At 35.2% G+C, this 24,950-nt stretch carries 22 protein-coding genes and 1 rRNA gene; 12 read left to right on the plus strand and 11 right to left on the minus strand.

Translation table 11 applies throughout. The features are described from left to right. From LY01_RS00005 to LY01_RS00015, 3 genes are all read right to left on the minus strand, one after another. Nucleotides 1-64: ribosomal RNA gene (locus LY01_RS00005) — 16S ribosomal RNA — on the minus strand; the annotation flags it as partial. Nucleotides 65-494: 430 nt separating this feature from the next. After that, the gene (locus tag LY01_RS00010) at nt 495-1,985 is read right to left on the minus strand and encodes a sensor histidine kinase (RefSeq protein WP_104513770.1); all 1,491 of its coding nucleotides are present in this window, start codon (nt 1,983-1,985) and stop codon (nt 495-497) included. 2 nt (nt 1,986-1,987) lie between these two features. After that, nucleotides 1,988-2,683 carry a response regulator transcription factor gene (locus LY01_RS00015; RefSeq protein WP_104513771.1) on the minus strand — a complete coding sequence of 232 codons (696 nt, stop codon included), beginning with the start codon at nt 2,681-2,683 and terminating at the stop codon, nt 1,988-1,990. A gap of 123 nt (nt 2,684-2,806) precedes the next feature. Here LY01_RS00015 and LY01_RS00020 point away from each other — a divergent pair, with 123 nt between their 5' ends. Continuing rightward, on the plus strand, nt 2,807-3,703 hold the full coding sequence (locus tag LY01_RS00020) for an anti-sigma factor (protein WP_104513772.1): 897 nt from the start codon (nt 2,807-2,809) through the stop codon (nt 3,701-3,703). 136 nt (nt 3,704-3,839) lie between these two features. On the opposite strand, the gene LY01_RS00025 is transcribed toward LY01_RS00020, so the two are convergent. Then, the gene (locus LY01_RS00025) at nt 3,840-5,132 is read right to left on the minus strand and encodes a multidrug effflux MFS transporter (protein ID WP_104513773.1); all 1,293 of its coding nucleotides are present in this window, start codon (nt 5,130-5,132) and stop codon (nt 3,840-3,842) included. A 106-nt stretch (nt 5,133-5,238) separates the two neighbouring features. Here LY01_RS00025 and LY01_RS00030 point away from each other — a divergent pair, with 106 nt between their 5' ends. The 5 genes from LY01_RS00030 (at nt 5,239) to LY01_RS00055 (ending at nt 10,126) form a co-directional block, all read left to right on the plus strand. Further along, nucleotides 5,239-5,940, plus strand: coding sequence for a selenophosphate synthetase (locus LY01_RS00030; protein ID WP_104513774.1), 702 nt, complete (start codon nt 5,239-5,241; stop codon nt 5,938-5,940). After that, nucleotides 5,940-7,202, plus strand: a complete 1,263-nt coding sequence (gene kynU, locus LY01_RS00035; RefSeq protein ID WP_104513775.1) for a kynureninase — start codon at nt 5,940-5,942, stop codon at nt 7,200-7,202. Before LY01_RS00030 ends, kynU begins: the two co-directional genes overlap by 1 nt. A 71-nt stretch (nt 7,203-7,273) precedes the next feature. Next, a complete protein-coding gene (locus LY01_RS00040; protein WP_146080347.1) occupies nt 7,274-7,798 on the plus strand; it encodes a hypothetical protein in 525 nt (174 codons plus the stop codon). A 452-nt stretch (nt 7,799-8,250) separates the two neighbouring features. Then, nucleotides 8,251-9,645 (plus strand): FAD-dependent oxidoreductase, encoded by a 1,395-nt coding sequence (locus LY01_RS00050; protein WP_104513778.1) that lies wholly within the window; start codon nt 8,251-8,253, stop codon nt 9,643-9,645. Nucleotides 9,646-9,721: 76 nt separating this feature from the next. After that, nucleotides 9,722-10,126: a RidA family protein gene (locus LY01_RS00055; protein ID WP_104513779.1), complete on the plus strand. Its 405-nt coding sequence runs from the start codon at nt 9,722-9,724 to the stop codon at nt 10,124-10,126. Between the two features lie 141 nt (nt 10,127-10,267). On the opposite strand, the gene nqrF is transcribed toward LY01_RS00055, so the two are convergent. From nqrF to LY01_RS00085, 6 genes are read right to left on the minus strand one after another with little or no spacing between them, the layout of a single operon-like run. Further along, nucleotides 10,268-11,554, minus strand: coding sequence for an NADH:ubiquinone reductase (Na(+)-transporting) subunit F (gene nqrF, locus LY01_RS00060; protein WP_104514691.1), 1,287 nt, complete (start codon nt 11,552-11,554; stop codon nt 10,268-10,270). Nucleotides 11,555-11,581: 27 nt separating this feature from the next. Beyond that, nucleotides 11,582-12,196 carry an NADH:ubiquinone reductase (Na(+)-transporting) subunit E gene (gene nqrE, locus LY01_RS00065; protein WP_104513780.1) on the minus strand — a complete coding sequence of 205 codons (615 nt, stop codon included), beginning with the start codon at nt 12,194-12,196 and terminating at the stop codon, nt 11,582-11,584. An 18-nt stretch (nt 12,197-12,214) separates the two neighbouring features. Beyond that, nucleotides 12,215-12,916: an NADH:ubiquinone reductase (Na(+)-transporting) subunit D gene (locus LY01_RS00070; protein ID WP_104513781.1), complete on the minus strand. Its 702-nt coding sequence runs from the start codon at nt 12,914-12,916 to the stop codon at nt 12,215-12,217. A gap of 45 nt (nt 12,917-12,961) precedes the next feature. After that, nucleotides 12,962-13,687, minus strand: coding sequence for a Na(+)-translocating NADH-quinone reductase subunit C (locus LY01_RS00075; RefSeq protein WP_104513782.1), 726 nt, complete (start codon nt 13,685-13,687; stop codon nt 12,962-12,964). Nucleotides 13,688-13,689: 2 nt separating this feature from the next. Then, entirely contained in the window at nt 13,690-14,865 is a 1,176-nt protein-coding gene (locus tag LY01_RS00080) for an NADH:ubiquinone reductase (Na(+)-transporting) subunit B (RefSeq protein ID WP_104513783.1), read from the minus strand. 3 nt (nt 14,866-14,868) lie between these two features. Beyond that, nucleotides 14,869-16,212, minus strand: coding sequence for a Na(+)-translocating NADH-quinone reductase subunit A (locus LY01_RS00085; protein ID WP_104513784.1), 1,344 nt, complete (start codon nt 16,210-16,212; stop codon nt 14,869-14,871). Between the two features lie 184 nt (nt 16,213-16,396). Here LY01_RS00085 and LY01_RS00090 point away from each other — a divergent pair, with 184 nt between their 5' ends. From LY01_RS00090 to pruA, 5 genes are all read left to right on the plus strand, one after another. Beyond that, entirely contained in the window at nt 16,397-17,656 is a 1,260-nt protein-coding gene (locus LY01_RS00090; RefSeq protein WP_104513785.1) for a type IX secretion system plug protein, read from the plus strand. Between the two features lie 523 nt (nt 17,657-18,179). Next, nucleotides 18,180-19,499, plus strand: coding sequence for a hypothetical protein (locus tag LY01_RS00100; RefSeq protein WP_104513787.1), 1,320 nt, complete (start codon nt 18,180-18,182; stop codon nt 19,497-19,499). Nucleotides 19,500-19,555: 56 nt separating this feature from the next. After that, on the plus strand, nt 19,556-20,749 hold the full coding sequence (locus tag LY01_RS00105) for a DUF3667 domain-containing protein (RefSeq protein ID WP_104513788.1): 1,194 nt from the start codon (nt 19,556-19,558) through the stop codon (nt 20,747-20,749). Between the two features lie 3 nt (nt 20,750-20,752). Continuing rightward, nucleotides 20,753-21,139, plus strand: coding sequence for a Co2+/Mg2+ efflux protein ApaG (gene apaG / locus LY01_RS00110; RefSeq protein WP_104513789.1), 387 nt, complete (start codon nt 20,753-20,755; stop codon nt 21,137-21,139). Nucleotides 21,140-21,281: 142 nt separating this feature from the next. Next, nucleotides 21,282-22,910: an L-glutamate gamma-semialdehyde dehydrogenase gene (gene pruA / locus LY01_RS00115; RefSeq protein ID WP_104513790.1), complete on the plus strand. Its 1,629-nt coding sequence runs from the start codon at nt 21,282-21,284 to the stop codon at nt 22,908-22,910. A gap of 83 nt (nt 22,911-22,993) precedes the next feature. On the opposite strand, the gene rsmG is transcribed toward pruA, so the two are convergent. Next, the gene (gene rsmG / locus LY01_RS00120; RefSeq protein ID WP_104513791.1) at nt 22,994-23,638 is read right to left on the minus strand and encodes a 16S rRNA (guanine(527)-N(7))-methyltransferase RsmG; all 645 of its coding nucleotides are present in this window, start codon (nt 23,636-23,638) and stop codon (nt 22,994-22,996) included. 96 nt (nt 23,639-23,734) lie between these two features. Between rsmG and LY01_RS00125 the strand changes: the two genes are divergently transcribed. Then, nucleotides 23,735-24,922, plus strand: coding sequence for a pyridoxal phosphate-dependent aminotransferase (locus LY01_RS00125; RefSeq protein ID WP_104513792.1), 1,188 nt, complete (start codon nt 23,735-23,737; stop codon nt 24,920-24,922). Nucleotides 24,923-24,950: the final 28 nt, after the last annotated feature.

The following is a 24,950-nucleotide window of genomic DNA, read 5'->3' on the forward strand; positions in this document are numbered from 1 at the left end:
CGACTTGCATGTGTTAGGCCTGCCGCTAGCGTTCATCCTGAGCCAGGATCAAACTCTTCATCGTCGAATCTTTTAAAGATCATTTAATTATATGACTTTATCGAAACCACTCAATTAGCTTTGTGTCTATCTTATTTTTTTTAACCTACTGTTATTAAAACAATAAATCTTTTTTTTGTGCTGTCAATATCTCAATGAACTCCTTCAAATACCTTAGTTAAAATCTTACTGCAAATCTTCACGACTCACTAACTGATCTTTTAACCTATCTGAAGAACATTTGCCTCGTTAAACATTTAGCTGTTTTCCTAAGCGGCTGCAAATATACAGAGAACTTCTTCTATCAACCTAATCTTTATGTCCAAAATATTAAATAATTGTAAAATAAAAACGCAACCACCTTATAATAAAACATCTAAATATTTATTTATTTAAAATAAAAATTAGATTTATTGATAAATACTTTATTCGGATCAATTTAACTTAAAGCAAAACTAGATTTTAGGTAATACAAAAGTAAATTCACTTCCTTTGTGATGCTTGCTGTACACCTCAATTGTTGAATTATGTAATTCAATTATTTTTTTAACGATAGCCAATCCTAAACCAGCACCATCTTTACTGAAACCTTCACTAGTTTGTTTAAACCTATCAAAAACCGAGCTCTGAAGCTCTGGAGCTATTCCTATACCTGAATCGTTTACAGCTACCTTACAACTTCCACTACTATCATCTAGTTTTAATTTAATTATTCCATTCTCAGGCGTAAACTTAAACGCATTATCTAAAAGATTTTGTAACGCTCTTTCTATAAGACTAATATCTGCATAGACCATTATATTTTTATTTTGATCCACACCTAAAGACAACTCTATATTCTTTTCCTTTGCAACTAGCTGATACTTTGATACAAGATCTAAACAAAGGTCTGTAATTGAAAACTGCTCCATTAAAGGCTCAATCTGTTTAGCTTCTAATTTACTGTATTCAAACAATTGCTCTACTAGATTAGTCAATTTATCACTATTAGAACTTATCACACCTAGATATCTTTGCGTTTCTTCTTTACCTAGAACTTCACTTTTTTCTTGCAATGTCTCTGCATAACCTTTCAAAATTGCTAGTGGAGTACGTAGATCATGGGAAACATTTGCAATCAATTGTCTTCTTAATTCATCTACATTTTTTATTTCTTCTAGGTTCTCATTAATTGTATCTGCCATTTCATTAAAAGTATGAGCAAAAACAGATATATCAGTATTTTCAGGATTATCAATTCGAGCATCTAGATCACCTTCTTTGAAGCGTCGTGCTACTTGTGTAATCTTTCTCAAGTTCTTAGTTAAAAACCAAATAACCCCTAAACCAAATAACAAGGTGAAAATTGTAGTCAACCCAATTGCTCCTAACCCAAAGCTTTTAATATACTTACTGAATATGTTAGCACTCGCAGTTTGATAAGCTTCACCAGAAAGTATGATATATATGTAACCATTCTTAATTTTGTTTTCAAAATGAGCAACAGAAAATATTTTCCTTTCATCAGGATCTCTAGGGTCATCTCCTAAACAAAATCCTTTACCTCCACTTGCCAAAAGATCTTCGATGGGTTTTACATCTACATATTGAGAAGGCACTCCTGGATCATGTTCTAATACTACAGAATAAAGAACCTCTCCATCTTCTCCAAGCATATACACTTCGATACTACGATTAACAGCCATCATATCATGCATTAAATCACCGAATACAGCCTTATTAACACTACCGTCCTCTAGAAAAGGCGGAGTATCTTCAGTGAACTTCTCGTTGATCAAGTGCTGAGCTAATGGAGAATTAATCTCTTGTTGAGTCGCTAAGTGATGTTGATTAGAATAATAATTAGTAATTAGAATATAGCAAATCGCCATACCAACTATTAAAACACTAAGTGCAAACCATAGTTTGAATACTAATTTGGGTGTTAAAGTAGATTGCTTATTCATTATTATATCTCTTCATTAAAACGATAACCTATACCCCAAGTAGTCAATATATAAATAGGGTGAGACATATCTGGCTCTATTTTGGCCCTCAATCTATTTACATGAGAATTTACTGTATGCTCATAACCTGAAAAATTATAACCCCAAATAACATCTAACAATTCTGACCTGCTATAACTTCTACCAGGATGACCTGCTAGAAGAACTAAAAGTTCAAATTCTTTTGGAGACAATTCTACCTTATGACCGTCTAGAGTCACACGTCTCATTTCAACATTAATCTTTAAGTCTCCAAAATCCATATCTGATTCTCCTGCAGAATTCACAGCAGATTTCTCACTTCTTCTCATAACCGCTTTTGCTCGAGCTTTTAACTCTCGTATTGAAAAAGGTTTAGTGATATAATCATCTGCACCTATTTCTAGCCCCAAAACTTTATCTATCTCTTCACTTTTTGCAGTTACCATTATAACCGGTGTATCTTTAGTCTTTCTAAGTTCTCTACATACTTCTACACCATTTATTATAGGTATAGAAAGATCTAGCAAAATCAAATCGTAGTCTATTGCAAGAGCTTTTTCAAGTGCTGAGCGTCCATCATTAACACTATCTACTGTAGCGTTAAGATCCTTCATATGTATTTCTAGTAGTCCGACGATTTCTAAATCATCTTCAACAATAAGTATGCGATTTTCCATAATTCAAAACAAGTTAAAGCATATCACAAAACATTCACGAATTATTTTCAAAAGTTGAATCTATCGTTATATAATTGAGATAAGATAAGGGTTAGTTTGTACTGTAAAATTAAAACAATATACATGAAAACTTACTTATCAATAGCAGCTCTTGCTGTTTTAGCACTAACCGGTTGCTCAAACGACGATGATGCAGGCACAACTAATTTAAACAAAGATCTTACATTAAACATCAATGGACTTGAAGATTTAGGCCCTGGATTTGCATATGAAGGATGGGTACTAGTAAATGATGTACCAGTAACAACAGGTGTATTTACGGTAGATAGTTCTGGAAACTTAAGTCAAACTACATTTTCTGTAGCGACTGAAGCACTAGATGCTGCGACAGCATTTATCTTAACCATAGAACCTAGTCCAGACAACGATCCTGCACCAGCAGACTCAAAATATCTAGCAGGAGAATTTAATAATAATGACGCTAGTATATCGACTAACTTCGGTCCAGCACCTGGAGATTTCTCTACAGCGACTGGTTCTTTTTTCTTAAGAACACCTACAGACGAGCCTGCAGGAACTGCAAATAACGGTAATGACACAAATGGTGTATGGCTAGGTCTTCCTGGAATGCCTCCTACTGCAGACGCGACTTTACCTACCCTACCAGCAGGATGGGTATATGAAGGATGGGTTATAGGAGACGCAGGACCATTATCTACTGGTACTTTTACAGATTTCTCTGCAGTAGATTCAGGAAACGGATTCTCGGGAACTGAAAACAACGCAGGACCTCCTGTACCTGGAGAAGACTTCTTTAACAATTTACCAGCTGGTGAATCACTTCCTTTTAGTGTAGTAGGCCGTAATGTAGTTATAACAGTAGAGCCAGTTCCAGATAACTCTCCAGCACCATTTACATTAAAACCTCTTGCAAAAATAGCAACAGCAGACACAGCTCCAAGTTCACAAACATTTGATAACATATCTGACACTTTCCCTACAGGGACAGTTACTAGATAAACTTTTTGGTTGGTTAGTTAGTTTGAAAGCGCTCTATGTTAAAGTTCATAGGGCGTTTTCTTTTATAAAATTTTGAGCTTTTCTCGTTCTTTACTAGAAGTCTATCTGCAAGAAACTAAATCAGAACTAATCTATCTTAGTTATCTGACATATGCTCTTCTCTCTTCTTAAACTTATAGGGATGTTTTAGATACGTTTTCGCGAAAGCGTAACCACGAGCATAATTTATTCTAAAATATTCTACTGCAATATGAGCCATCGTTGCACTAGTTGCTAACATAGCAAATAAAGGAAACAAAGAAACCGTGACAAATCGAGATACATACCAACTCGCTATAGAACCAAAAATCATACTTACCGCACCGACAAAAGCGCTAGCACTACCTGCACGTTGTGTAAATGGATTTAAAGCTAGAGCTGTTGCATTAGGATTTTGAAAACCTATCAACAGCATCATAAAAAACAAAGTTGGGTAAACTACCCAAAATGTTGGTGTAAAATTCCACACATAAATAAATCCAAAACCAGTAACTAAAACGAGCAATGTACTTACTACGTAGGTAATTTGAAATGTTGTATAACGTTTTAAAAACAAACGATTTAACTGACTACCTGTTATTAATCCAGCTGCGTTACTACCGAATATATAACCGAAACTATCCTGACTCATCCCAAAGTACTCCATAAAGATAAAAGGAGCCGCTGCTACATATCCTAATAATAAACCTACAACAAAACCACGAGTAGTTGAAAAGACAAAAAAGTCTCTGTTTTTATAAATCCCTATATACTCTCGTAAAACAGGTACCGGATGTAAACTAGTCGCTTTATTAGGCCTAGTACTTTCTGGCAATATAAAGATGACGTTAAACAACATTAACGTTGCAAACCCAGCTAATCCATAAAATATCATTTCCCAGTGATAATGCTGGATCACAAAACCTCCTATAGTAGGTGCGATGATAGGTGCGATTCCCATAATTAACATGAGCGTAGAGAGAACGTCTGCCACTTTTTCTTCGTCAAATAGATCTCTAACTATCGCTTTACTAGCCACCATACCGGCACAAGCTCCTAAAGATGTAAAAAATCTCAACGTCGCAAGAGAAGTTACATCCCATGCATAGGCACTTAAAATACTAGTGATTATGTATAGTACTAATCCAAAGATTAATGGTTTTCTCCTACCATATCTATCCATTAAAGGACCGTATGCCAGCTGCCCCAACCCTATTCCTATAAAATAAGTAGTTAGCGTGATACCTATAGCACTAGTATCTACTTTAAAATCGCCAGCTATCTGTCTAAAAGCAGGCAAGTATGCATCTATAGAAAAAGGTCCTACCGCTATCAGTGTCCCTAGAACAAGTATCACACTTGCTCTACGTCCTTTGCTCATTTTATTCTTTTCTACCAGCTTCACTTTCATTTTACAAAACTACGTTTTAGCGTTTTCTTAAGATGGATTATTCACAAAGCTTTACCATTTCATAACGACCGATAATTCGTACTTTTAAACCAAATAAAACATTATAATGAAAAAAGCTTTTTTACTATTATCTATAATTGCTTTAATAACTAGCTGTAAAAACGATTATAAATCTCAAAACTCTCTAGATAACGAGATAGAAAAAGAAACCGCAGCAATTACCATTGCTCAACATCTAGCAGAAAACGCAGGGATATCTAACTGGGATAATGTAGAAGAAATCAAATTTTCTTTTAACGTAGGTAAGGATGGACGTACCGTTTTAACTAGAAACTGGAAATGGAATCCTAATACTGATAACGTACAACTTATCTCACTAGGCGACACCATTAATTACAACCGCAATTCAAAATTAGACAGCATACAAGCCAGTACTGATCGTGGTTTTATAAACGACGTTTACTGGTTAATTCCAGAGTTTAAATTAGTATGGGATGAAGGTACCGAGATAACAGAAAAAAAATCACAAATAGCACCTATATCAAAGGAAAAGCTAGATATGATTACTATTCTTTACAATAATGAAGGCGGTTATACTCCAGGTGACGCTTATGACATTTATTATGATAAAGATCATAAATTTAAAGAATGGGCATACCGCAGTAAGAATGATAGTGTGATCACTATGGCTACCACATTTAAAGAATATAAAACCATTGAGGGAATAACTATCGCAACGGACCATCTCACACCAGACGGTTTTACTCGTATTAACTTTACCGATATAGAAATTATTAAAAAGAAATAATGACTTACAAGACTGACCATAACTTTGCATTACAATTAGATCAAGAAGATTCATTATCTCGCTTTCGCGAAAGCTTCCATATTCCAAAGCATAAAGATGGAACAGACTCTATCTATTTATGTGGTAATTCTCTAGGCTTGCAACCGAGACAGACTAAAGACTTTTTAAATAAAGAGCTAGAAGACTGGGCAAATCTAGGTGTAGAAGGACATTTTCATGCAAAGCATCCATGGATGCCGTATCATGAATTTTTAACAGAAACTACCGCTCAGATAGTAGGTGCAAAACCTCATGAAGTAGTCATTATGAATACACTGACTACTAACTTGCATTTAATGATGGTTAGTTTTTATCAGCCTAAAGGTAATCGCACTAAAATTCTTATAGAAGGAGATGCTTTCCCAAGTGATCGATATGCAGTTGCATCACAAATTAAATTTCATGGTGGCGATCCAGAAACCGATTTAATCACCTGGCAACCTAGACCTAGCGATCATACACCATCATTTGAAGACTTAGAAGTTATTTTAAAGAATCAAGGTGACGAGATTGCACTAGTTATGATAGGTGCGGTAAATTACTATACAGGACAACTTTTTGAACTTAAAAAAATAGCCGATTTATGTCATTCTTACGGCATCATGGTCGGTTATGATTGTGCGCACGGTGCCGGTAATGTAGACTTACAGCTGCACGATTCTGGAGCAGACTTTGCCGTATGGTGTACATACAAATACATGAATGCTGGCCCTGGTAGTTTGGGTGGTTGTTTTGTACATGAGCGCCATGCAGATAATGCCGACTTACCACGTTTTACTGGCTGGTGGGGACATAATAAAGACACACGTTTTAAAATGCGCGACGATTTTGAACCTATGCGCGGTGCCGAAGGTTGGCAATTATCAAATCCTCCTATATTGAGTATGGTAGCTATAAGAGCAAGTCTAGATCTTTTTGCCCAAGCAGGTTTTGAAAACCTAAGAGAGAAGTCAATTAAAATGACTAATTATCTAGAATTTTTATTACAAGAACTGGATGGTGATCGCATTTCTATTATTACCCCTAGCGATTCTAAAGATCGCGGTTGTCAATTATCACTAGCTGTTAAAAATGCCGATCGATCACTTTTTGACGCCATCACAGCAAAAGGCGTTATTGCAGACTGGCGTGAACCAGATGTAATACGCATTGCACCTGTTCCTTTATATAATAATTTTGAAGACTGCTGGAGGTTTGTGGATGTGTTGAAGTCGGAGTTATGATTAGAAATTTAGTATCATCGATGTTCTGCTTCCTGCTACTTAACAATGTGGAATCTCAGGAAAATAAAACTATGGAATCTGAAATTCTACAGTCTTACATGATCTCTATTCAAGATTTTAATAAAAAAACCGAATTTTATAAAAACACAGAAGTTATAGTTTTTGATAATACTGATGAAGATTTAATTGAATATTATCTTAAGAGTTGGAAAATAACAAAAGCTGATACCCTAATTAATAGAGCTGACTCTACAGATATAAACTCTCCTTACATTTTAAATAAGAAGTTAAAGAAAATACTAATTAAGGAACTTAAAAAAGACGAACCGATCGATTGGAACAATGTTCAATTTCCAGATAATTTTAGACTGGTTGAATATAAGAAAGCGCCTATTCTTGAAAACCTTAAACTTTCTAAAAGGAAAATAAGTCTTTTGTTATCTAAGCCAGTTATTTTTCAAAATGGAACTATGGCAATTTTTAGAGCTTGGGAAATATATGGAAGTAACATATCAGGAACACCGACTTTGCAATTCTATAAAAAGAAAGATTCTAAGTGGGTGAAATTTTCAGAAATAGCATGGGGTTCTTTTTAGATTCTAATAATTAATAATTGAAGATATTCGTCTAGCTTGACGAATACGTTTTGCTACTAAACCGAATATGAAACTAAAACTACTTCTACAAATCTGGCTTTTTATATTAGGCTTTTTGAGTTTTGGCAGCCTTTATAATCAATCAGAAGGTTCAAGGTTTAAAATAGCACTAATAGTATCTTTAACTTTTTTAATAAATCTATCAATTTATTTTCTTTATATAAAAAAAGAGTTTTTTCTAGTTTTCAAAATCAGCTGCATAACTATAAATTCTATTGTTAGTTTAGTTCTTATATGTCAACTAATAGCTTATATATTTATATTATATAAAGGAGCTCAATCCATCATCACAAGTACACAAATAATAAACCTTTGTTTCTCTTTATCAATAGCTATTTTACCTAGCTATATAGTTTACAAATCTTTGATACTTTCTAAAGAACAATACCGGAATGAAAACAACTAACAAAAAAACTAAAATATTAATCACTGGCGCTGGACTTTGCGGTTCGCTTTTAGGATTACGACTAGCGCAAAAGGGTTATCATGTAGATATACTTGAGAAAAGACCTGATATGCGCAAAGCAGTAGTAGATGGTGGTCGTTCTATTAACCTAGCACTTTCTGATCGTGGTCTGGCTGCTTTAAAGTTAGTAGGACTAGAAGACAAAGTCCGTGAGTTATGTATTCCTATGAATGGTAGATTAATTCACGATGTAGAAGGAAATACTTTTGCTTCTAACTACAGTGGCCGTGATGGAGAATATATCAATTCCATCTCTAGAGAAGAACTTAACAAGCTACTACTCGACGAGGCCGATAAATATGAAGATGTTCAAATAGACTTTGATGATAAGGTTACAGCCGTTGATTTAAAAAACGCATCGGTTACATATTACGATTCTGAAACTGGCACTGATAAAGAATGGAAGGCTGATATACTTTTAGGAACGGATGGTGCAGGCTCTGTAGTCCGTAAAGCAATGATGAAACAGCGTGATTTTCTTTTTTCACACAGTATGAATTGGTTGCCTCATGGTTATAAAGAATTGAGCATACCACCTACAGCAGATGGAAAATGGCGTATAGAAAAGAATTTTCTACACATCTGGCCACGTGGTGGTTTTATGTTAATCGCCTTACCTAATCTAGATGGTAGTTTTACACTAACTCTGTTCATGCAATATGATGGAGATGGACCAGCGTTTAATAATATAAATACAGATCAAGAGATAAAAGACTTTTTCAACACTTACTTTAAAGATGTCATAGAACATATTCCAGATCTTGTAGAGCAATACAAAGCAAATCCATCGCCATCATTAGGCACTGTGCGTTGTTCTCCATGGACAGCAAATAGTACAAGTCTTATTTTAGGAGATGCTGCACACGCGATTGTACCTTTCTATGGACAAGGAATGAATGCGAGTTTTGAAGATGTAGTTGTCTTTGATGAAATGATCGATACAAATGAAACCTGGGCAGATGCATTCAAATCATTCTCTACCACTAGAAAACCAGATGCAGATGCTATCGCAGATCTTGCTCTAGATAACTTTGTAGAGATGAGGGATAGCGTTGCAAACCCTAACTTCCAATTAAAACGACAGATTGAGATGCGTTTAGAATCCGCTTTCGCGAAAGCGGAATACCAATCCAAATACTCACTTGTAACGTTCCCTGAAAAAGGAATAGGTTATGAAGAGGCTATGCTTAAAGGACGTGCCCAAGACAAAGCAATCTTGTGGTTGCTAGAAAATGGAGACATAACCGTTAATGATGAATTGGATTCATTGTTGAGCAAGATAAAGGTAAAGACGGAAGAGGTTCTTTGGTTGCGTGGATAAAAGTAAAATCGAGATTTAATAAAGACCCAAACGTTTTAAAAACCTTTGGGTTGGGATATAGAAAAAAAATAACAACATGGCAGTATTAAAAGATAAAGCGACACCTAGAGGTAAATATCCACACGTAAAACGTGTGGGTGATTTTCTTTTCGTATCAGGAACTAGTAGTCGTCGAAAAGACAACACTTTTGCAGGCGTAGAAGTAGATGAAATGGGAACCACTAATCTTGATATAAAAGAACAAACTGCAGCGGTATTAGAAAACATAGACGCTATTCTCAAAACCGAAGGTGCATCTATAAAAGATGTGGTAGATGTGACTAGCTTCCTAGTAAACATGAATGACTTTGGTGGATATAATGAAATCTATGGTACTTACTTTGATTATGATGGACCTACAAGAACAACGGTAGCAGTGCATCAACTGCCACATCCACACTTACTGATAGAGATCAAAGCGATGGCTTATAAACCGCTTTAAAAAGGAATATTTAAGCCTCAAGAAGTGATATGAATAATTATAATAATCAATGAAGGTCTAAATAATTCAATTGATTAATAAACACAAAAAAGCCTGATCTTAATAAGATCAGGCTTTTTAATATAGTTGGGTGAATAGTTACTATCCTCCGAAATCATCAAAACGAATATTCTCAGGATCTACTCCAAAGTCTTCGGCCATTTTACCTACCGCGTTATTCATCAATGGTGGTCCACAGAAATAAACTTCTAGATCTTCTGGAGCATCATGTTTAGTTAAATATTGATCTATTACTACCTGGTGAATGAATCCTACAAATCCATCTCCTTCTGCATGAATATCATCTTTTACTTTCCAGTTATCTTCTTCAGCTGGCTCAGAAAGTGCAAGGTAGAATTTGAAGTTAGGGAAGTCACGTTCTAGTGAACGGAAATGCTCAATGTAAAACAATTCTCTTTTAGAACGACCACCATACCAGTAAGTCACCTTACGGTTAGTTTTCAATGTTTTGAAAAGCTCATATAAGTGAGAACGCATAGGTGCCATTCCTGCTCCACCACCTACGTAAAGCATTTCTGCCTCAGAATGGTTGATAAAGAATTCTCCATAAGGTCCAGAAACTATTACTTTATCTCCTTTCTTTTGGTTAAAGATATAAGAACTAGCTACACCAGGATTAACATCCATCCATCCATTCTTTGCTCTATCCCATGGCGGCGTAGCAATACGCACGTTAAGCATGATTTCACGACCTTCTGCAGGGAAAGAAGCCATAGAATAAGCTCTTTCTACCGTTTCGTTATTTTTCATTACAAGTGGCCATAAGTTGAACTTATCCCATTCTGCTTGAAATTTATCTGGCGTTTCATGTTCTTCTGGGTGAGCCGTGATGTCCATATCTTCAAAGCGTACTTCACACTTAGGAATTTCGATTTGGATATAACCACCAGCTTCATAATGCATATCTTCTGGAAGAAGAACTACAAATTCCTTAATAAAAGATGCTACGTTATAATTACGTACAACCTCTGCTTCCCACTTCTTGATACCAAAAACTTCTTCTGGAATCTCGATTTTCATGTCCTGCTTTACTTTAACCTGACATCCTAATCTCCATCCTTCGGCAATTTCTTTTCTTGTAAAGTGAGGCACCTCAGTAGGTAGAATAGATCCACCACCGTCAGATACGATACATTTACATTGTACACAGGTACCACCACCACCACAGGCAGATGGTAAGAATAATTTATTATCACCCAAAGTACCTAGTAGTGTCCCACCAGAACCTGTAGTAATATCTTTCTCTCCATTTACATTAATAGTAACCGGTCCAGAAGGAAGTAGCTTAGACTTTGCTCCTAGTAAAAGAGAAACCAGTAATAAGATAAGTGTAAGAAAAATCACTACACTCGCTAAAATCGTTATCATATTAGAATCCATATCTATGTTTCCTTTTTAAATTTCTATTCCCATAAAACTCATGAAGCCTATCGCCATAAGTCCAGTTATAATAAACGTAATACCTAGACCTCTTAAAGGTGCTGGCACGTTAGAGTAAGATATTTTCTCACGTATAGCAGCAATGGCTAATATTGCAAGGAAAAAACCTACACCACTACCTACACCGTAAGTAAGTGATTCTGATATTCCTGAAAAATCTTTTTGTTGCATAAATAACGAACCACCTAAAATGGCACAGTTTACAGCAATTAAAGGAAGGAAAATACCTAACGCACTATAAAGTGACGGAGCAAAACGCTCTACCACCATTTCTACTAGTTGTACCATACTCGCGATAACAGCGATAAACATGATAAAACTTAAGAATGATAAATCAACATCAGCATACTCAGTACCTAGCCATTCTAAAGCACCAGGCTTTAACAAATAAGTATCAAGTAACCAGTTAATAGGTACTGTAATACCTAGTACAAATACAACAGCAGCTCCTAGACCTACCGCAGTCTTAACCGATTTTGAAACGGCTAAGTAAGAACACATACCTAAGAAATAGGCAAATATCATGTTCTCTATAAAAACACTTCTTACGAAAAGATTGATTAAATCCATTTTGTTCTATTTCTTAAATTAATTTTGTTCTATTAAAGATCTATTGCGACTACGCTGTACCCATATAATGATACCTACAGTAATCAATGCCATAGGTGATAATAGCATTAAACCGTTATTAGAATAACCAGCTTCATACCATGAATCTGGAATGATTTGAGCACCAAATAATTTACCTGCTCCTAATAACTCTCTAAAGAAAGCTACTAGAATAAGGATAAATGCATAACCTGCTGCATTACCTATTCCATCTAAGAATGATTTATAAACACCGTTACCTAAAGCAAATGCCTCTAGACGCCCCATTACGATACAGTTAGTAATAATAAGACCTACAAATACCGACAGTTGTTTAGACACATCGTATGCATAAGCTCTTAATACTTGATCAACAAGAATTACTAACGCTGCAACAATTACTAGTTGTACGATAATACGAATACGAGAAGGTATTAAATTACGTAACATCGATATGATCATGTTACTAAAAGCCATTACCGCCATAACCGCAAGAGACATTACAATCGCCGGCTCTAATTGAACTGTAATTGCAAGTGCACTACAAATACCTAATACCTGTACTGTAATTGGGTTATTGTCTGTAAGTGGATCAGAAAGTAACTTTCTATTTTTCTTACCTAGAAGTCCTTCCCTCTCATCAGTATCTGATAAGAAAAGAATAAGATCTTCTTTTTTAGTTAATTCTTTATTTTCAGCCATTGCCGTTGTTTTTTTATATCGCTTTCGCGAAAGCGTAACTAACTACTAGTTAGCTGCCACTTTTACGTTAGTTTTATTTTTAAAGTAAGGAAGGTATCTCTCAAGACGCTCAGAGATCATATCAGTAACACCATCACCTGTAATAGTGGCACCAGAAATAGCATCTACTGCATTATCATCCTTATTATCTCCACCTTGGTAACCCTTAGCAACAGACACACCTATAAAGTTTCCTGATTCATCAAAGACTTTTTCATCATCAAATCTTTTCTTGAACCATACTTGTGTAATCTCTCCACCTAAACCAGGAGTTTCTCCTTTGTGGTCAAAAACAGCACCTTTAATAGTGTTCACATCGTCTTTAAGAGCGATATAACCCCATATAGCATCCCAAAGACCTTTACCTCTTAATGGTACGATATAGTATTTTGCTCCTTCTACGTTTGCAACGTATAGTGGAAAAGACTGCTCTTCTACATCTTTCTTAAGTTCTTTCTTAAGATCTACTTCAAAGGCATTCACTTCTGTTTTTTCCTGACCTTTACTATCTAGAGCAATACGCTCTACGATGTATTTATCAAAAGGTACAGCTGCGCTATCTCTAGACACCTCGATACCTACGGTACCAAGAATGTTTTGCATTTTTTCGTTCTTTACATTCTCTGCTTGTGCTGGTTGTAATTGTGTTGCTGCAAATGCAAGAGCACTTGCTACAACAGCTACAAGAATCACTGCAAATATGAATGTATAAGCATTTGAATTTCTATCCATTTCTAAGCTGTTTGAAGTTTTGCCTTTGCTTTAGAAAGGCGTTTTTTACGTTTATTCACGTTTGCCTGTACTACATAATGATCAATAGTTGGAGCAAATACGTTCATCAATAAAATAGCAAGCATGATACCTTCTGGATATGCTGGGTTAAATACACGTATCATAACACCAAAGAAACCACAAAGGAATCCATATATCCACTTACCTTTTAAGGTTTGTGCTGCACTTACAGGGTCGGTAGCCATAAAGACAATACCAAAAGATAACCCACCTACTACTAGGTGCATGTACCATTTAAATTCCATTAGAGCATTTAATCCAAAAGCATTGAATATTAATCCCATGATCGCTGCACCAGCAAAACCACTAAGGATAATTCTCCAACTACCTACTTTAGTAAGTATAAGAATTGCTGCACCTATTAAAACTGCAATAGTAGATGTTTCTGACACGGAACCTGGAATAAATCCAGCAGCTGCATCAAAGAAGCTATATGCAACCGATTTACCTTGTGCAAGAGTACCTAAAATAGTCTCTCCAGAAATACCGTCTGTAGAACCTTCATGTACCCATATCGCATTACCAGACATATACAATGGATATGCAAAGAATGCAAATGCACGTGCTGTAAGAGCAGGGTTTAAGATATTCATTCCTGTACCACCGAAAGCTTCTTTACCTATCAATACAGCAAAAGCTACAGATATGGCAAGCATCCATAATGGAATGTCTACAGGGAAAATCATAGGAATTAACATACCAGTTACTAAGTAACCTTCATTAACCTCATGACCTCTATAGATCGCAAAAATAAATTCAATTGTAAGTCCTACTATATAACTCACTAAAATAAGAGGAGTTACTAAAAGTGCTCCTTCTATAAAAGCATCCCAAAAAGGAACATCAGTTACATTTTCTAATCCCATATCTTGATACAAGTACTGAGCACCTGTATTCCACATTCCAAAAAGAAGTGCTGGTATCAAAGCAAATACAACGGTAATCATTGTACGCTTTAAATCTACAACGTCGCGTATATGCGCTCCTTTTTTAGTCGTGTGATTAGGAGTATATAAAAAAGTATCAAAAGCATTGATCGCTGGAGCAAATTTTTCTAATTTTTGTCCAGGTTCAAATGGCTTTCTAGCTTGGTCTAATTTGTTTCTAACCCATTTCATAGTCTATCCTACTTCTGTTATCATTAAATCTAATCCTAGACGTATCACTTCTTGTGCTTCTAGTTTAGACGTATTTGTAAAATCAATAAGAGCAAAATCTTCTGGCGCTACTTCATAGATACCTAGATTTTCCATTTTTTCAATATCACCACTCATACAGGCTTTGATAAGCTGTAAAGGATAAATATCCATCGGTAAAACTTCTTCCATCTCACCAGTTACTACTAGAGCTCTTTCTTCACCATTTAAGTTAGTATCTACCTTACGTTTTCCTCCTAATAATCTAGAGAAAGATGTACCAGCATTAGACGGTACTTTATTACGTGTAAATGGCAACCAGCCTAGTAATGCATATTCATTACCTTCTGGAATAAGAGTTAATGTATTGTTGTAGAAGTTAAGAAACTGATCATTTGATAACTTATCTCCAGTTAAAACATCACCAGAAATAATACGTGTATCATTAGTATCTACAGTACCTGCTATGCTATTCACATTTGCACCTACTACAGTACGGTAATACTTACGATCAGACTCTTTTGCATCAGTACCTACTAGAGCAATAGTCCTTTCTGGTTTAAACTCACCAGTTAAGAATAGATTACCTATGGTAGCAACATCTTCAGCACCTACAGTCCATACTCTATCTCCCATATTCACAGGATCTAGTTTATGAATTTGCACACCTACATTTCCAGCAGGGTGCGGTCCTTTTACCGTATGTACCTCAGCATCTTTAATATTCTTAAGATCCGACCCTTTCCCTACACACAAGTGCACTGCACCTGAAGTAAGTTTACTAAGAGCGGTAACTCCAGCCTGAAAAGCTTCTTTTTTATCTGCTAGAATTACCTCAGCATCACCTGCTAGAGGCGCTGTTGTGTAAGCAGATATAAAGATAGATTTAGGTGTATCTTCAGAATTTGCAACGATACTGTACGGTCGTTGTATAATAAATGGCCAGCAACCGCTTTCTAGAAGTAAGCTACGTACCTGGTCTGCACTAGCAGAAGCAGGATTCACCTTACCACGATTTATAGCGTCGTTAGTTCCATTTGCAGTAATTTTAACCTCAAGAATCCTTCTTTTAGCACCACGTAGAATCTCAGTAATAGTTCCACTCACAGGAGCAGCAAACTTTACTTTTTCATCATACTTGGAATAAAATACGGTTTCCCCAGCCTTTACAGACGCTCCTTCCTTAAGTACTAACTTAGGTACTACAGCGTGAAAATCGGCAGGTTTTATTGCATAAATGGAAGACTGCGGCGCATTGACAATTTTCTTGTCAGCCTCACCTTTGAGCTTTAGATCAAGCCCTTTTCTTACTCTAATGTCCTTTGACATAGGATGTTATATTTAGTCTTTTTTTAAAGTTCGCAAATTTACGCAATAAAGCCTTTAAAACCGGTAGATATAACTATTTAGAAATAATCTAAATAAACAAAATAGCCTGTTTTGGCATCGCTTTCGCGAAAGCGTAACTATAACTAACAATTATATTATATTTATCACTTAGTGTAAACCATTTATGAAGTCGTATATTTTACTTTTTATTACAGTTTTTCTTTTCTTTTTTCAAGGCAATTCTCAAAGTGAAAAAGAACTAGTTATTGACCCTGACTACATTAAGTCGGTAACTTTTAACAAACCGCCTGAAAACATGCTCCCTATTTTCAATCTAGGAGACACTTTTCAGATCAGTTTTGACGATGTGATAGGTGACGAGGCAGATTATTATTATCAATTTGAGCACTACGATTATGACTGGAAACCTAGTAAATTATTTAAAAATGAGTTTCTAGAAGGTATCGATGACATGCGCATTTTTAACTATCGCAACTCTTTTACTACCATACAACCTTATTCTCATTATGACCTAACGGTACCTAATCAGTTTACCAAAGGTTTTAAAGTAAGTGGTAATTACATGATTCATTTCTATAATGACGCTCATGAACTTATTTTTTCTAGAAAATTTATGGTCTTAGATGAAAAAGCGTCGGTAGGTGTAGAAATTAAACGTGCTAGAGATTTAAATTATGTTTTACACCAGCAAAGGGTACAGTTCTTTATCGACTCTCAAGAGATCAATTTTATCAATCCAGACCAGCAATTAAAAACGGTGATTCTACAAAATAGTGATTTAAAGACTGCTATTACTAATGTAAAACCTCAATTTAATCTAGGCAATAAACAGGTATACAAGTATGATGAAGAGACTTCTTTCTGGGGAGGAAATGAGTTTCTTAATTTTGAGAATAAAGATTTTAGATCTCCTAATATAAACATTGATTTTGTGCGTAAGAAAGACCTGTACAACGCTTACCTTTTTATAGATGGTGCACGCAGAGATATTGAATACACTTACAATCCTGACATCAATGGTAACTACCTAGTAACAACACTAGATAATGAAGATAACGACATACAAGCAGAATATGTGAATATTCATTTTGCTCTAGACGCACAAGGTATCGAGGTGCCGCCAGATGCAAAGATTTATATATTAGGTAACTATAACGCTTACCAATTACAACCAGAGAACGAGGCTGTTTTAAATCCAAAAACAGGAAAATACGAGGCTATTATTTTACTTAAACAAGGGTTTTACAATTACCGATACACGATAGTCTACAATGACGGTTCTCAAGACCCAGGATTTATAAGTGGTAACAAATGGCAAACAGAAAATCAATATTCTGTACTTGCTTATTATCGAGAACTAGGTGGTCGCTATGACAGATTAATAGGAATAGGCGAAGCCAACTCGCAGAATATTACGAATTAAAAAAATGCTTAGAAGGATGTTCTAAGCATTTTTGAAATTTACCTTTTTAAAGATAGGTAACTAACATAAAGGTTATCATTAAAACCACAAATGAAAATTGAACTATAAGGACATTTTTATTTAATGATTTGCGGTGATAGATTAACATTGCTATTCCTAAAATCAATAACATCCCATAAAAAATCATCCTATTTAAAAAACTATCTTCAAAATAAGAAAGTTTAAAAAATGATGTTCCTATTGCTAGAATCAAAAAATATGCGATTACATGTTGATTTCTTTGATCTATAACCATAATTAAATATATTTAGGTTGCATCACCTATTACATCTTTGTAATTGTATATCACAATCATCTACAGCTGTTAAATATAACGCAGTTAAAATTTCATAACAAGCAAGACTACCAACTAAAGTTACATTTAAAGCAGAACAACCTATCGATTCCATAAAATATTCAGTCGAAGCTAACTCGCGAATTAATTACTTTTGCAATAGCTTTAAAACCAATCAATCAAATTTTAATGTTTCAGAAAATCTCTACACTGCTGGTCATCATCATGACCTGTCAACTTTCCATTGCTCAATCGTATCAAAGAAGAACTAGCAGTACGATAAAAAACAGCGATAAAAACCAAGATGCAATTGCAAAAGGCTTAGAAAAGGATGACGATTTCAATAGAATTATGTATGAAAACTTTCAATCTAAGGTAATTAAATATTTATCTGTAGAACAAGTTGAACAACTCAGAAAAAAAGCGGTTCAAGACACTGTAGTTGTTGCACTTTCTATTCAGATAAATAAAAAAGGTAATGCTAGAAAAGCTTTCTTAATGGATGCATTTTATAAAAATTTATTTTCAACACCTATAGCCGTTGAAGGAATAACATTAGAAAAATTTAAACCGAATAAAAGGGTTAAAAGAAAATTTTCTGATTATAATTATATCAATTATGATCTCCTCTACGTGTTGAAGGAAAGCGGAAATTTAGAACCTATTCCATTTGAAACAGTATACGATATACCACGAAGAAAGTTAATTAAAAATAATATCGATAGAATTAACTTAGTAACCACGAATTCTAAAAACGATAACAATCCAGAAGTAGCATTTTACAATCATTTACAAGAAGAGTTATCTTCAGCAATTATTGAACTAGGTAACGATCAACTAAATACCAGTGCCATAAATGATGTCATCAATCTTCAACTTAATCTATACATGCATAAAGTAGACGGATTAGACACAACATTAACTAGAGCAAGCATTCTTAATTCAAATGATCCTTTGGATTCTATTGAAGACGCATTGCATCTAATGACATTTGAACCATTATTTAAAACAATCCCATCTAATCTAGATTACTACAGTTCTACCATAAATATTTTTTACAAATTAAGTTTTGACGATCAAGAAAAGCCTATTCTAACAAATTTACCCATTGAATTTAAGCATGATTATTACAGTTATCAAATGACTACCAAACCAGTGGACAATCATAAAATGAGTCGTTACCCTAAACACCCTCATTGCGATGAATTTTCTGACGTCAAAGAAGCTAAAAAATGCTTGAGCAAAGAATTAAATATATTTATAAGTAAAAATTACATCATTAATAAACAAAACAATCAATCTATTAATGAAAATATGAGTTTTCAATTTTTCATTGATAAAAAAGGTGAAATAACAGTTATATCTGCTCATGGCTTCAAGAATGTAAAATTTGCTGAAGAAGCTATAAGAGTAATTAACGAAGTACCTTCTCTAACTCCTGCTCTAAACTCAGACGGTGAATTAGTGAGAGTACTTTTTACTCTACCTGTTAAATTAAGAGTAGAGTAAACTGAGCGTTATAAAGGTTAAGTTTCCCTATTTTTACCAGCGACTAACCACCGCCCATGAAACCTACTACAAGATCACTTATTAGATATAGAGGAGAAGAATGCCTCAATTGCGGTACTCCGTTAGATGCAGAAGATAAGTATTGCCATCAATGTGGACAGCTTAATTCTACTAAGCAACTGGCATTAAAAGATTTCTTTGGCGAGTTCTTTTCTAATCTGTTTTCTTATGATAGTAGAATATGGCGCACGATCAAACAATTACTGTTCAAACCTGGTTTTGTAAGTAAGGAGTTTATCAAAGGAAAACGATTGAGTTATGCAAATCCATTTCGTTTCTTCCTTAGTGTCTGTATTGTCTTTTTCTTAATGATACAAGCACAAGAGTTTTTTGAGTTATTTACCGATAGCGTAGTAGAAAATACAAAAGCTAAAAATCAAGAAGCAGATATAGATGTGGGTAACGGTTTATTCTCAGTAAAATTAGATGACACTAATAATAACGAACCCTTAACCGAAGAACAACTTAAAGAGATAGAGAACCAACCTTATGTAGGTAAAATGGTTGCTCAACAAATAAGAGAACAACAAAACATACAAGCACAAACCGACAGTATAGTTTCTGAAGCTACAAAAGATCACAAAGAAACCGAGCTTACACCTGTTACCCAAGCACAACTAGACAGTCTAAGTTCTACTGAGAGATTTTTTAAACAAGTTAATTATTATGAGTCTTACACAGAGAAACATAAAATAGCAGACCCAGAAACGGCCTTAAGAAAAATGGGGCATGATAACACAAAATGGAATCAGTCGTTATATGAGAAAATGGTATTAATGGAAAGTATAAGTCGAGACCCTACTATTCTAGTTGATATTATATTACCTAAACTACCTATATTCTTATTTCTATTTACTCCAGTTTTAACTCTGTTTCTTTGGCTATTATACGCACGTAGAGATTTCACTTACATGGAACATCTGGTATTTGCATTTAACGTGTTTACCTTTGTATTTCTAAGTATGATATTGCTATTCTTAGTAAAATGGATCACCTTTGGGTATATTAATCTTGCTCAATTCTTTTTCTGGTTTATTGGACCTTTCTATTTTTACAAATCCATGCGCAATTTTTATGGGCAGCGACGCATAAAAACTATACTAAAATTTCTTTTAGTAAGTTTTATATTTGTAATCGGACTTATTACAGGAGTAAGTTTACTACTTTTGGTAGGAATAGCGCTTTATTAAATTATGATACAACAGGTTACCAGAGGAATTAAGATCTCGGTTCATACGAGTTTTGAGGGTACATTTTATAAAAACTATAAGATGCACTTTGCCTTTGCCTATATCATAACCATAGAAAACCAGAGCAAGGACTCTGTACAACTGCACACACGTCACTGGAGAATTAAAGATAGTCTAAGCCGCACAGAACATGTAGATGGCGAGGGCGTTATAGGTAAAAAACCTGTACTCAAACCAGGAGAATCTCACACCTATCAAAGTGGCTGCCTTCTTGCATCGCCATTTGGTAATATGAGTGGCTTTTATAATATGGTAAACTTTTCTAACAGTAAACAATTCAGCGTTATCATACCAGCATTTAAACTAAGTGCTCCATTTGCTTTAAATTAGATAGTTGTAGATCTCGCTTTCGCGAAAGCGGAACCCACAACCGCCACCTCAACGACATTAAGACTACTTTACCACCTTACCACTTCCTGATGCGATAGATTCTTTGTAATTTCACGCTCAAATTAATAAACAAAATTATATCATGGGAAAAGGATTTTTCAAAGTCCCAGTTGCTGTAAATGAGCCTATTAAGACTTATGCTCCAGGAACTGTAGAAAGAGATCAAGTGCTAGCAGCTTACAAAGAATTGTGGAATGCTAACACAGAAGTACCGCTATATATTAATGGTAAAGAGGTTAAAACCGGTGATACCGCAGCTATAAGACCGCCACATGATCACCAAAATGTAGTAGGTAACTACCACAGAGGTAGTAAGAAAGAAGTTCAACAAGCTATAGAAACTGCTATAGAAGCTCGTAAATCATGGTCACAATTACCATGGGAACAAAGAGCTGGTATTTTCTTAAAAGCGGCAGAGCTTATTGCTGGTCCATATAGAGCACGTATCAATGCGGCTACTATGATCAACCAGTCTAAAACTATTTTCCAAGCAGAAATAGATGCCGCTTGTGAACTTATAGACTTCTTAAGATTTAACGTACAGTATATGACAGAGATCTATGCTGAACAACCAGAATCTACTTCTGGAGCATGGAATAGACTAGAATACAGACCTCTAGAAGGTTTTGTATACTGTATCTCTCCATTTAACTTTACTGCTATTGCTGGTAACCTACCTGCTAGTGCTGCCTTAATGGGTAACGTTTGTGTATGGAAACCTAGTGACCACCAGATGTTAAGTGCTCAAGTAATTGTAGAAGTATTTAGAGAAGCTGGTGTACCTGATGGTGTTATCAACATGGTTAATGCAGATCCTGTTATGATGACTGACGAGGTAATGACACACCCAGATTTTGCTGGTGTTCACTTTACTGGTTCTACAGCCGTATTTAAAAGTCTATGGACTAAAGTAGGTGAGAACATTAATACTTATAAAACCTATCCTAAAATAGTAGGAGAAACTGGTGGTAAAGACTTTATAGTAGCTCACAGTAGCGCTGTACCTGCACAGGTTGCAACTGCTATAGTTAGAGGTGCCTTTGAATTCCAAGGTCAGAAATGTAGTGCTGCTTCTCGTGCTTACATACCTAAAAGTATGTGGGCAGAGGTAGAACAGTTAATTAGAACAGATGTAGAGAGCTTTAAAATGGGATCTCCAGAAGACATGAGTAATTTTATTACTGCTGTAATTCACGAAGGTTCTTTTGACAAGCTTGCTAAATATATAGATGGCGCAAAAAGCGACTCAAATGCAGAGGTGGTTATAGGTGGTAACTATGACAAATCTAAAGGATGGTTTGTAGACCCAACTGTTATCGTTACTACAGACCCTAAGTATGTAACTATGGAGACTGAATTATTCGGTCCTGTAATTACTATTTATGTGTATGAAGATGATCAATATGCTGAAATGTTGAAGCTAGTTGATGAGACTAGTGAATATGCATTAACTGGTGCTATTTTAGGTCAAGATCGTTATGCAGTATCTCAAGCTACTACAGCTTTAGAGAACTGTGCTGGTAACTTTTACATCAATGATAAATGTACTGGAGCAGTAGTGGGACAACAACCTTTTGGTGGTGCTCGTGCTTCTGGAACTAATGATAAGGCAGGTTCTAAATTGAACTTACTTAGATGGGTTTCTCCACGTATGATTAAAGAAACATTTGTAACTCCAGTAGATTACAGATATCCTTTCTTAGGAGAGTAATTTATCTCTCTATAAAATAATAAAAGCCGTTATCATTAATTTGATAACGGCTTTTTTTTGATTCTTAATTACAAGAGTATTACTTACTTTAACGGTAAATGAACCACTTTTTTAGTTTCAAAGAATGGATCTTCAAAAACATCTTCTAGTTCATAGATTTGTGCCTTGGGGAAATCTTTTAATTCTTCTGTAAGATCACCACCTTTAAGATACAAAATTCCATTTTTTAAGTTGTGACAACTCTCTTTTCTGATTTTATTTCTTACCCAACTTACAAAATCTGGCATATTAGTCACTGCTCTAGAGACTACAAAATCAAAACGTCCCTTAACTTTTTCTGCTCTTCCATGCTCTGTAGTTACGTTAGTAAGTCCCAACGCTTCAACTACAGCATCTACTACTTTGATCTTCTTACCTATCGCATCGATAAGATGAAAACTAGTTTTAGGAAACATAATAGCGAGTGGTATTCCAGGAAATCCACCACCAGTCCCTACGTCCAGTACTCTCGTACCACCTGTTTTATTGGGTAAGCTTTCGCGAAAGCGGACTACAGACACAATTCCTAGAGAGTGTAAAACATGTCGAGTATACAGTTGATCGATGTCTTTTCTTGAGATAACATTGATCTGAGCGTTCCATTCTGCATACAAATCACCTAGTCTAGAAAACTGCTCTAATTGATGATCTGTAATATGCGGAAAATGTTCTTTTATAATTTGATGCACTATTTATAAGTTTGTGCAAAAATAAAATAATAATTCTCGTTCAATGCGATTGTTAATTCAAGTGTTATGATATTTTTGTAATTCAATTATATCGTTATGAAATCTCAATTATCTGATCGCATCAATAATTTACCTGTTAGTGCAACGCTGGCTATGGCCGCAAAAGCTCGTGAATTAAAAGAACAAGGAAAAGACATTATAGGTTTAAGTCTAGGTGAGCCTGATTTTAACACACCAGACTTTGTTAAAGAAGCAGCTATAAATGCTATTAACGAGAACTATAATAGCTACACTCCTGTAGATGGTTATCCAGAATTAAAGGATGCTATTATCAATAAATTTAAAAGAGATAACAACCTTACTTATGACCGCAGTCAGATAGTAGTATCTACTGGAGCAAAGCAATCTATTGCAAATGTAGCCATGGTTTTACTTAACAAAGGTGATGAATGTATTCTTCCTGCACCTTACTGGGTAAGTTATGCCGCTATAGTAGAACTAGCAGAAGGTGTTCCTGTAGAAGTAAGAGCTGGTGTAGAACAAAATTTTAAAATAACTGCAGAGCAACTGAGAGCTGCCATCACGCCTAAGACTAAGATGATGTTGTTCTCTTCTCCTAACAACCCTAGTGGTAGTTTATTTAGTGAAGAAGAGTTACAAGCATTTGCAGACGTACTTGCAGACTATCCAGATATCGTGGTAGTAAGTGATGAAATCTATGAGCACATTAATTATACTGGTAAACATGCTAGTATCGCTGCTATACCTAGTATGTATGATCGCACGGTTACTATTAATGGAGTTAGTAAAGCATTTGCCATGACTGGCTGGAGAGTAGGTTACATAGGCGCACCTACATGGATAGCAAGAGCGTGTAACAAGATGCAAGGACAGATTACTAGTGGTACTAACTGTATTGCACAACGTGCGGTTATTACAGCACTAGAAGCACCGATTTCTAAGATTCAATACATGATCGATGCTTTTGCAAAGCGTCGTGACTTGATACTAGGACTAGCGTCAGAAATAAAAGGATTTACAACAGACAGTCCAGAAGGAGCTTTCTATATATTCCCAGATGTTTCTGAGTGGTTTGGTAAAACGGTAAAAGGCCATAAAATAGAAACCTCAACAGATTTCTCTCTTATGATTCTAGAAGAAGCAAATGTGGCAACGGTTTCTGGAGATGCCTTTGGTGCACCTAATTGCATACGTATTTCTTATGCAGCAAGTGAAGAACAAATCGTTGAAGCGATGAGAAGAATTAAAGAGGTGCTAGATTAATCAATCTAGATTTCATTCATAAAAAAAA

This window comes from Nonlabens xylanidelens (assembly GCF_002934445.1).
Lineage (GTDB): Bacteria > Bacteroidota > Bacteroidia > Flavobacteriales > Flavobacteriaceae > Nonlabens > Nonlabens xylanidelens.

Coding starts and splice junctions, on each gene's coding strand:
- nqrE (WP_104513780.1), bottom strand. CDS start 12,196: ATGGATTTAATCAATCTTTTCGTAAGAAGTGTTTTTATAGAGAACATG.
- LY01_RS00090 (WP_104513785.1), top strand. CDS start 16,397: ATGAAGTCGTATATTTTACTTTTTATTACAGTTTTTCTTTTCTTTTTT.
- LY01_RS00080 (WP_104513783.1), bottom strand. CDS start 14,865: ATGAAATGGGTTAGAAACAAATTAGACCAAGCTAGAAAGCCATTTGAA.
- kynU (WP_104513775.1), top strand. CDS start 5,940: ATGACTTACAAGACTGACCATAACTTTGCATTACAATTAGATCAAGAA.
- LY01_RS00040 (WP_146080347.1), top strand. CDS start 7,274: ATGGAATCTGAAATTCTACAGTCTTACATGATCTCTATTCAAGATTTT.
- apaG (WP_104513789.1), top strand. CDS start 20,753: ATGATACAACAGGTTACCAGAGGAATTAAGATCTCGGTTCATACGAGT.
- LY01_RS00025 (WP_104513773.1), bottom strand. CDS start 5,132: ATGAAAGTGAAGCTGGTAGAAAAGAATAAAATGAGCAAAGGACGTAGA.
- LY01_RS00100 (WP_104513787.1), top strand. CDS start 18,180: ATGTTTCAGAAAATCTCTACACTGCTGGTCATCATCATGACCTGTCAA.
- LY01_RS00010 (WP_104513770.1), bottom strand. CDS start 1,985: ATGAATAAGCAATCTACTTTAACACCCAAATTAGTATTCAAACTATGG.
- LY01_RS00105 (WP_104513788.1), top strand. CDS start 19,556: ATGAAACCTACTACAAGATCACTTATTAGATATAGAGGAGAAGAATGC.
- pruA (WP_104513790.1), top strand. CDS start 21,282: ATGGGAAAAGGATTTTTCAAAGTCCCAGTTGCTGTAAATGAGCCTATT.
- LY01_RS00030 (WP_104513774.1), top strand. CDS start 5,239: ATGAAAAAAGCTTTTTTACTATTATCTATAATTGCTTTAATAACTAGC.
- LY01_RS00015 (WP_104513771.1), bottom strand. CDS start 2,683: ATGGAAAATCGCATACTTATTGTTGAAGATGATTTAGAAATCGTCGGA.
- LY01_RS00075 (WP_104513782.1), bottom strand. CDS start 13,687: ATGGATAGAAATTCAAATGCTTATACATTCATATTTGCAGTGATTCTT.
- LY01_RS00020 (WP_104513772.1), top strand. CDS start 2,807: ATGAAAACTTACTTATCAATAGCAGCTCTTGCTGTTTTAGCACTAACC.
- LY01_RS00050 (WP_104513778.1), top strand. CDS start 8,251: ATGAAAACAACTAACAAAAAAACTAAAATATTAATCACTGGCGCTGGA.
- LY01_RS00125 (WP_104513792.1), top strand. CDS start 23,735: ATGAAATCTCAATTATCTGATCGCATCAATAATTTACCTGTTAGTGCA.
- LY01_RS00070 (WP_104513781.1), bottom strand. CDS start 12,916: ATGGCTGAAAATAAAGAATTAACTAAAAAAGAAGATCTTATTCTTTTC.
- LY01_RS00085 (WP_104513784.1), bottom strand. CDS start 16,212: ATGTCAAAGGACATTAGAGTAAGAAAAGGGCTTGATCTAAAGCTCAAA.
- LY01_RS00055 (WP_104513779.1), top strand. CDS start 9,722: ATGGCAGTATTAAAAGATAAAGCGACACCTAGAGGTAAATATCCACAC.
- nqrF (WP_104514691.1), bottom strand. CDS start 11,554: ATGATAACGATTTTAGCGAGTGTAGTGATTTTTCTTACACTTATCTTA.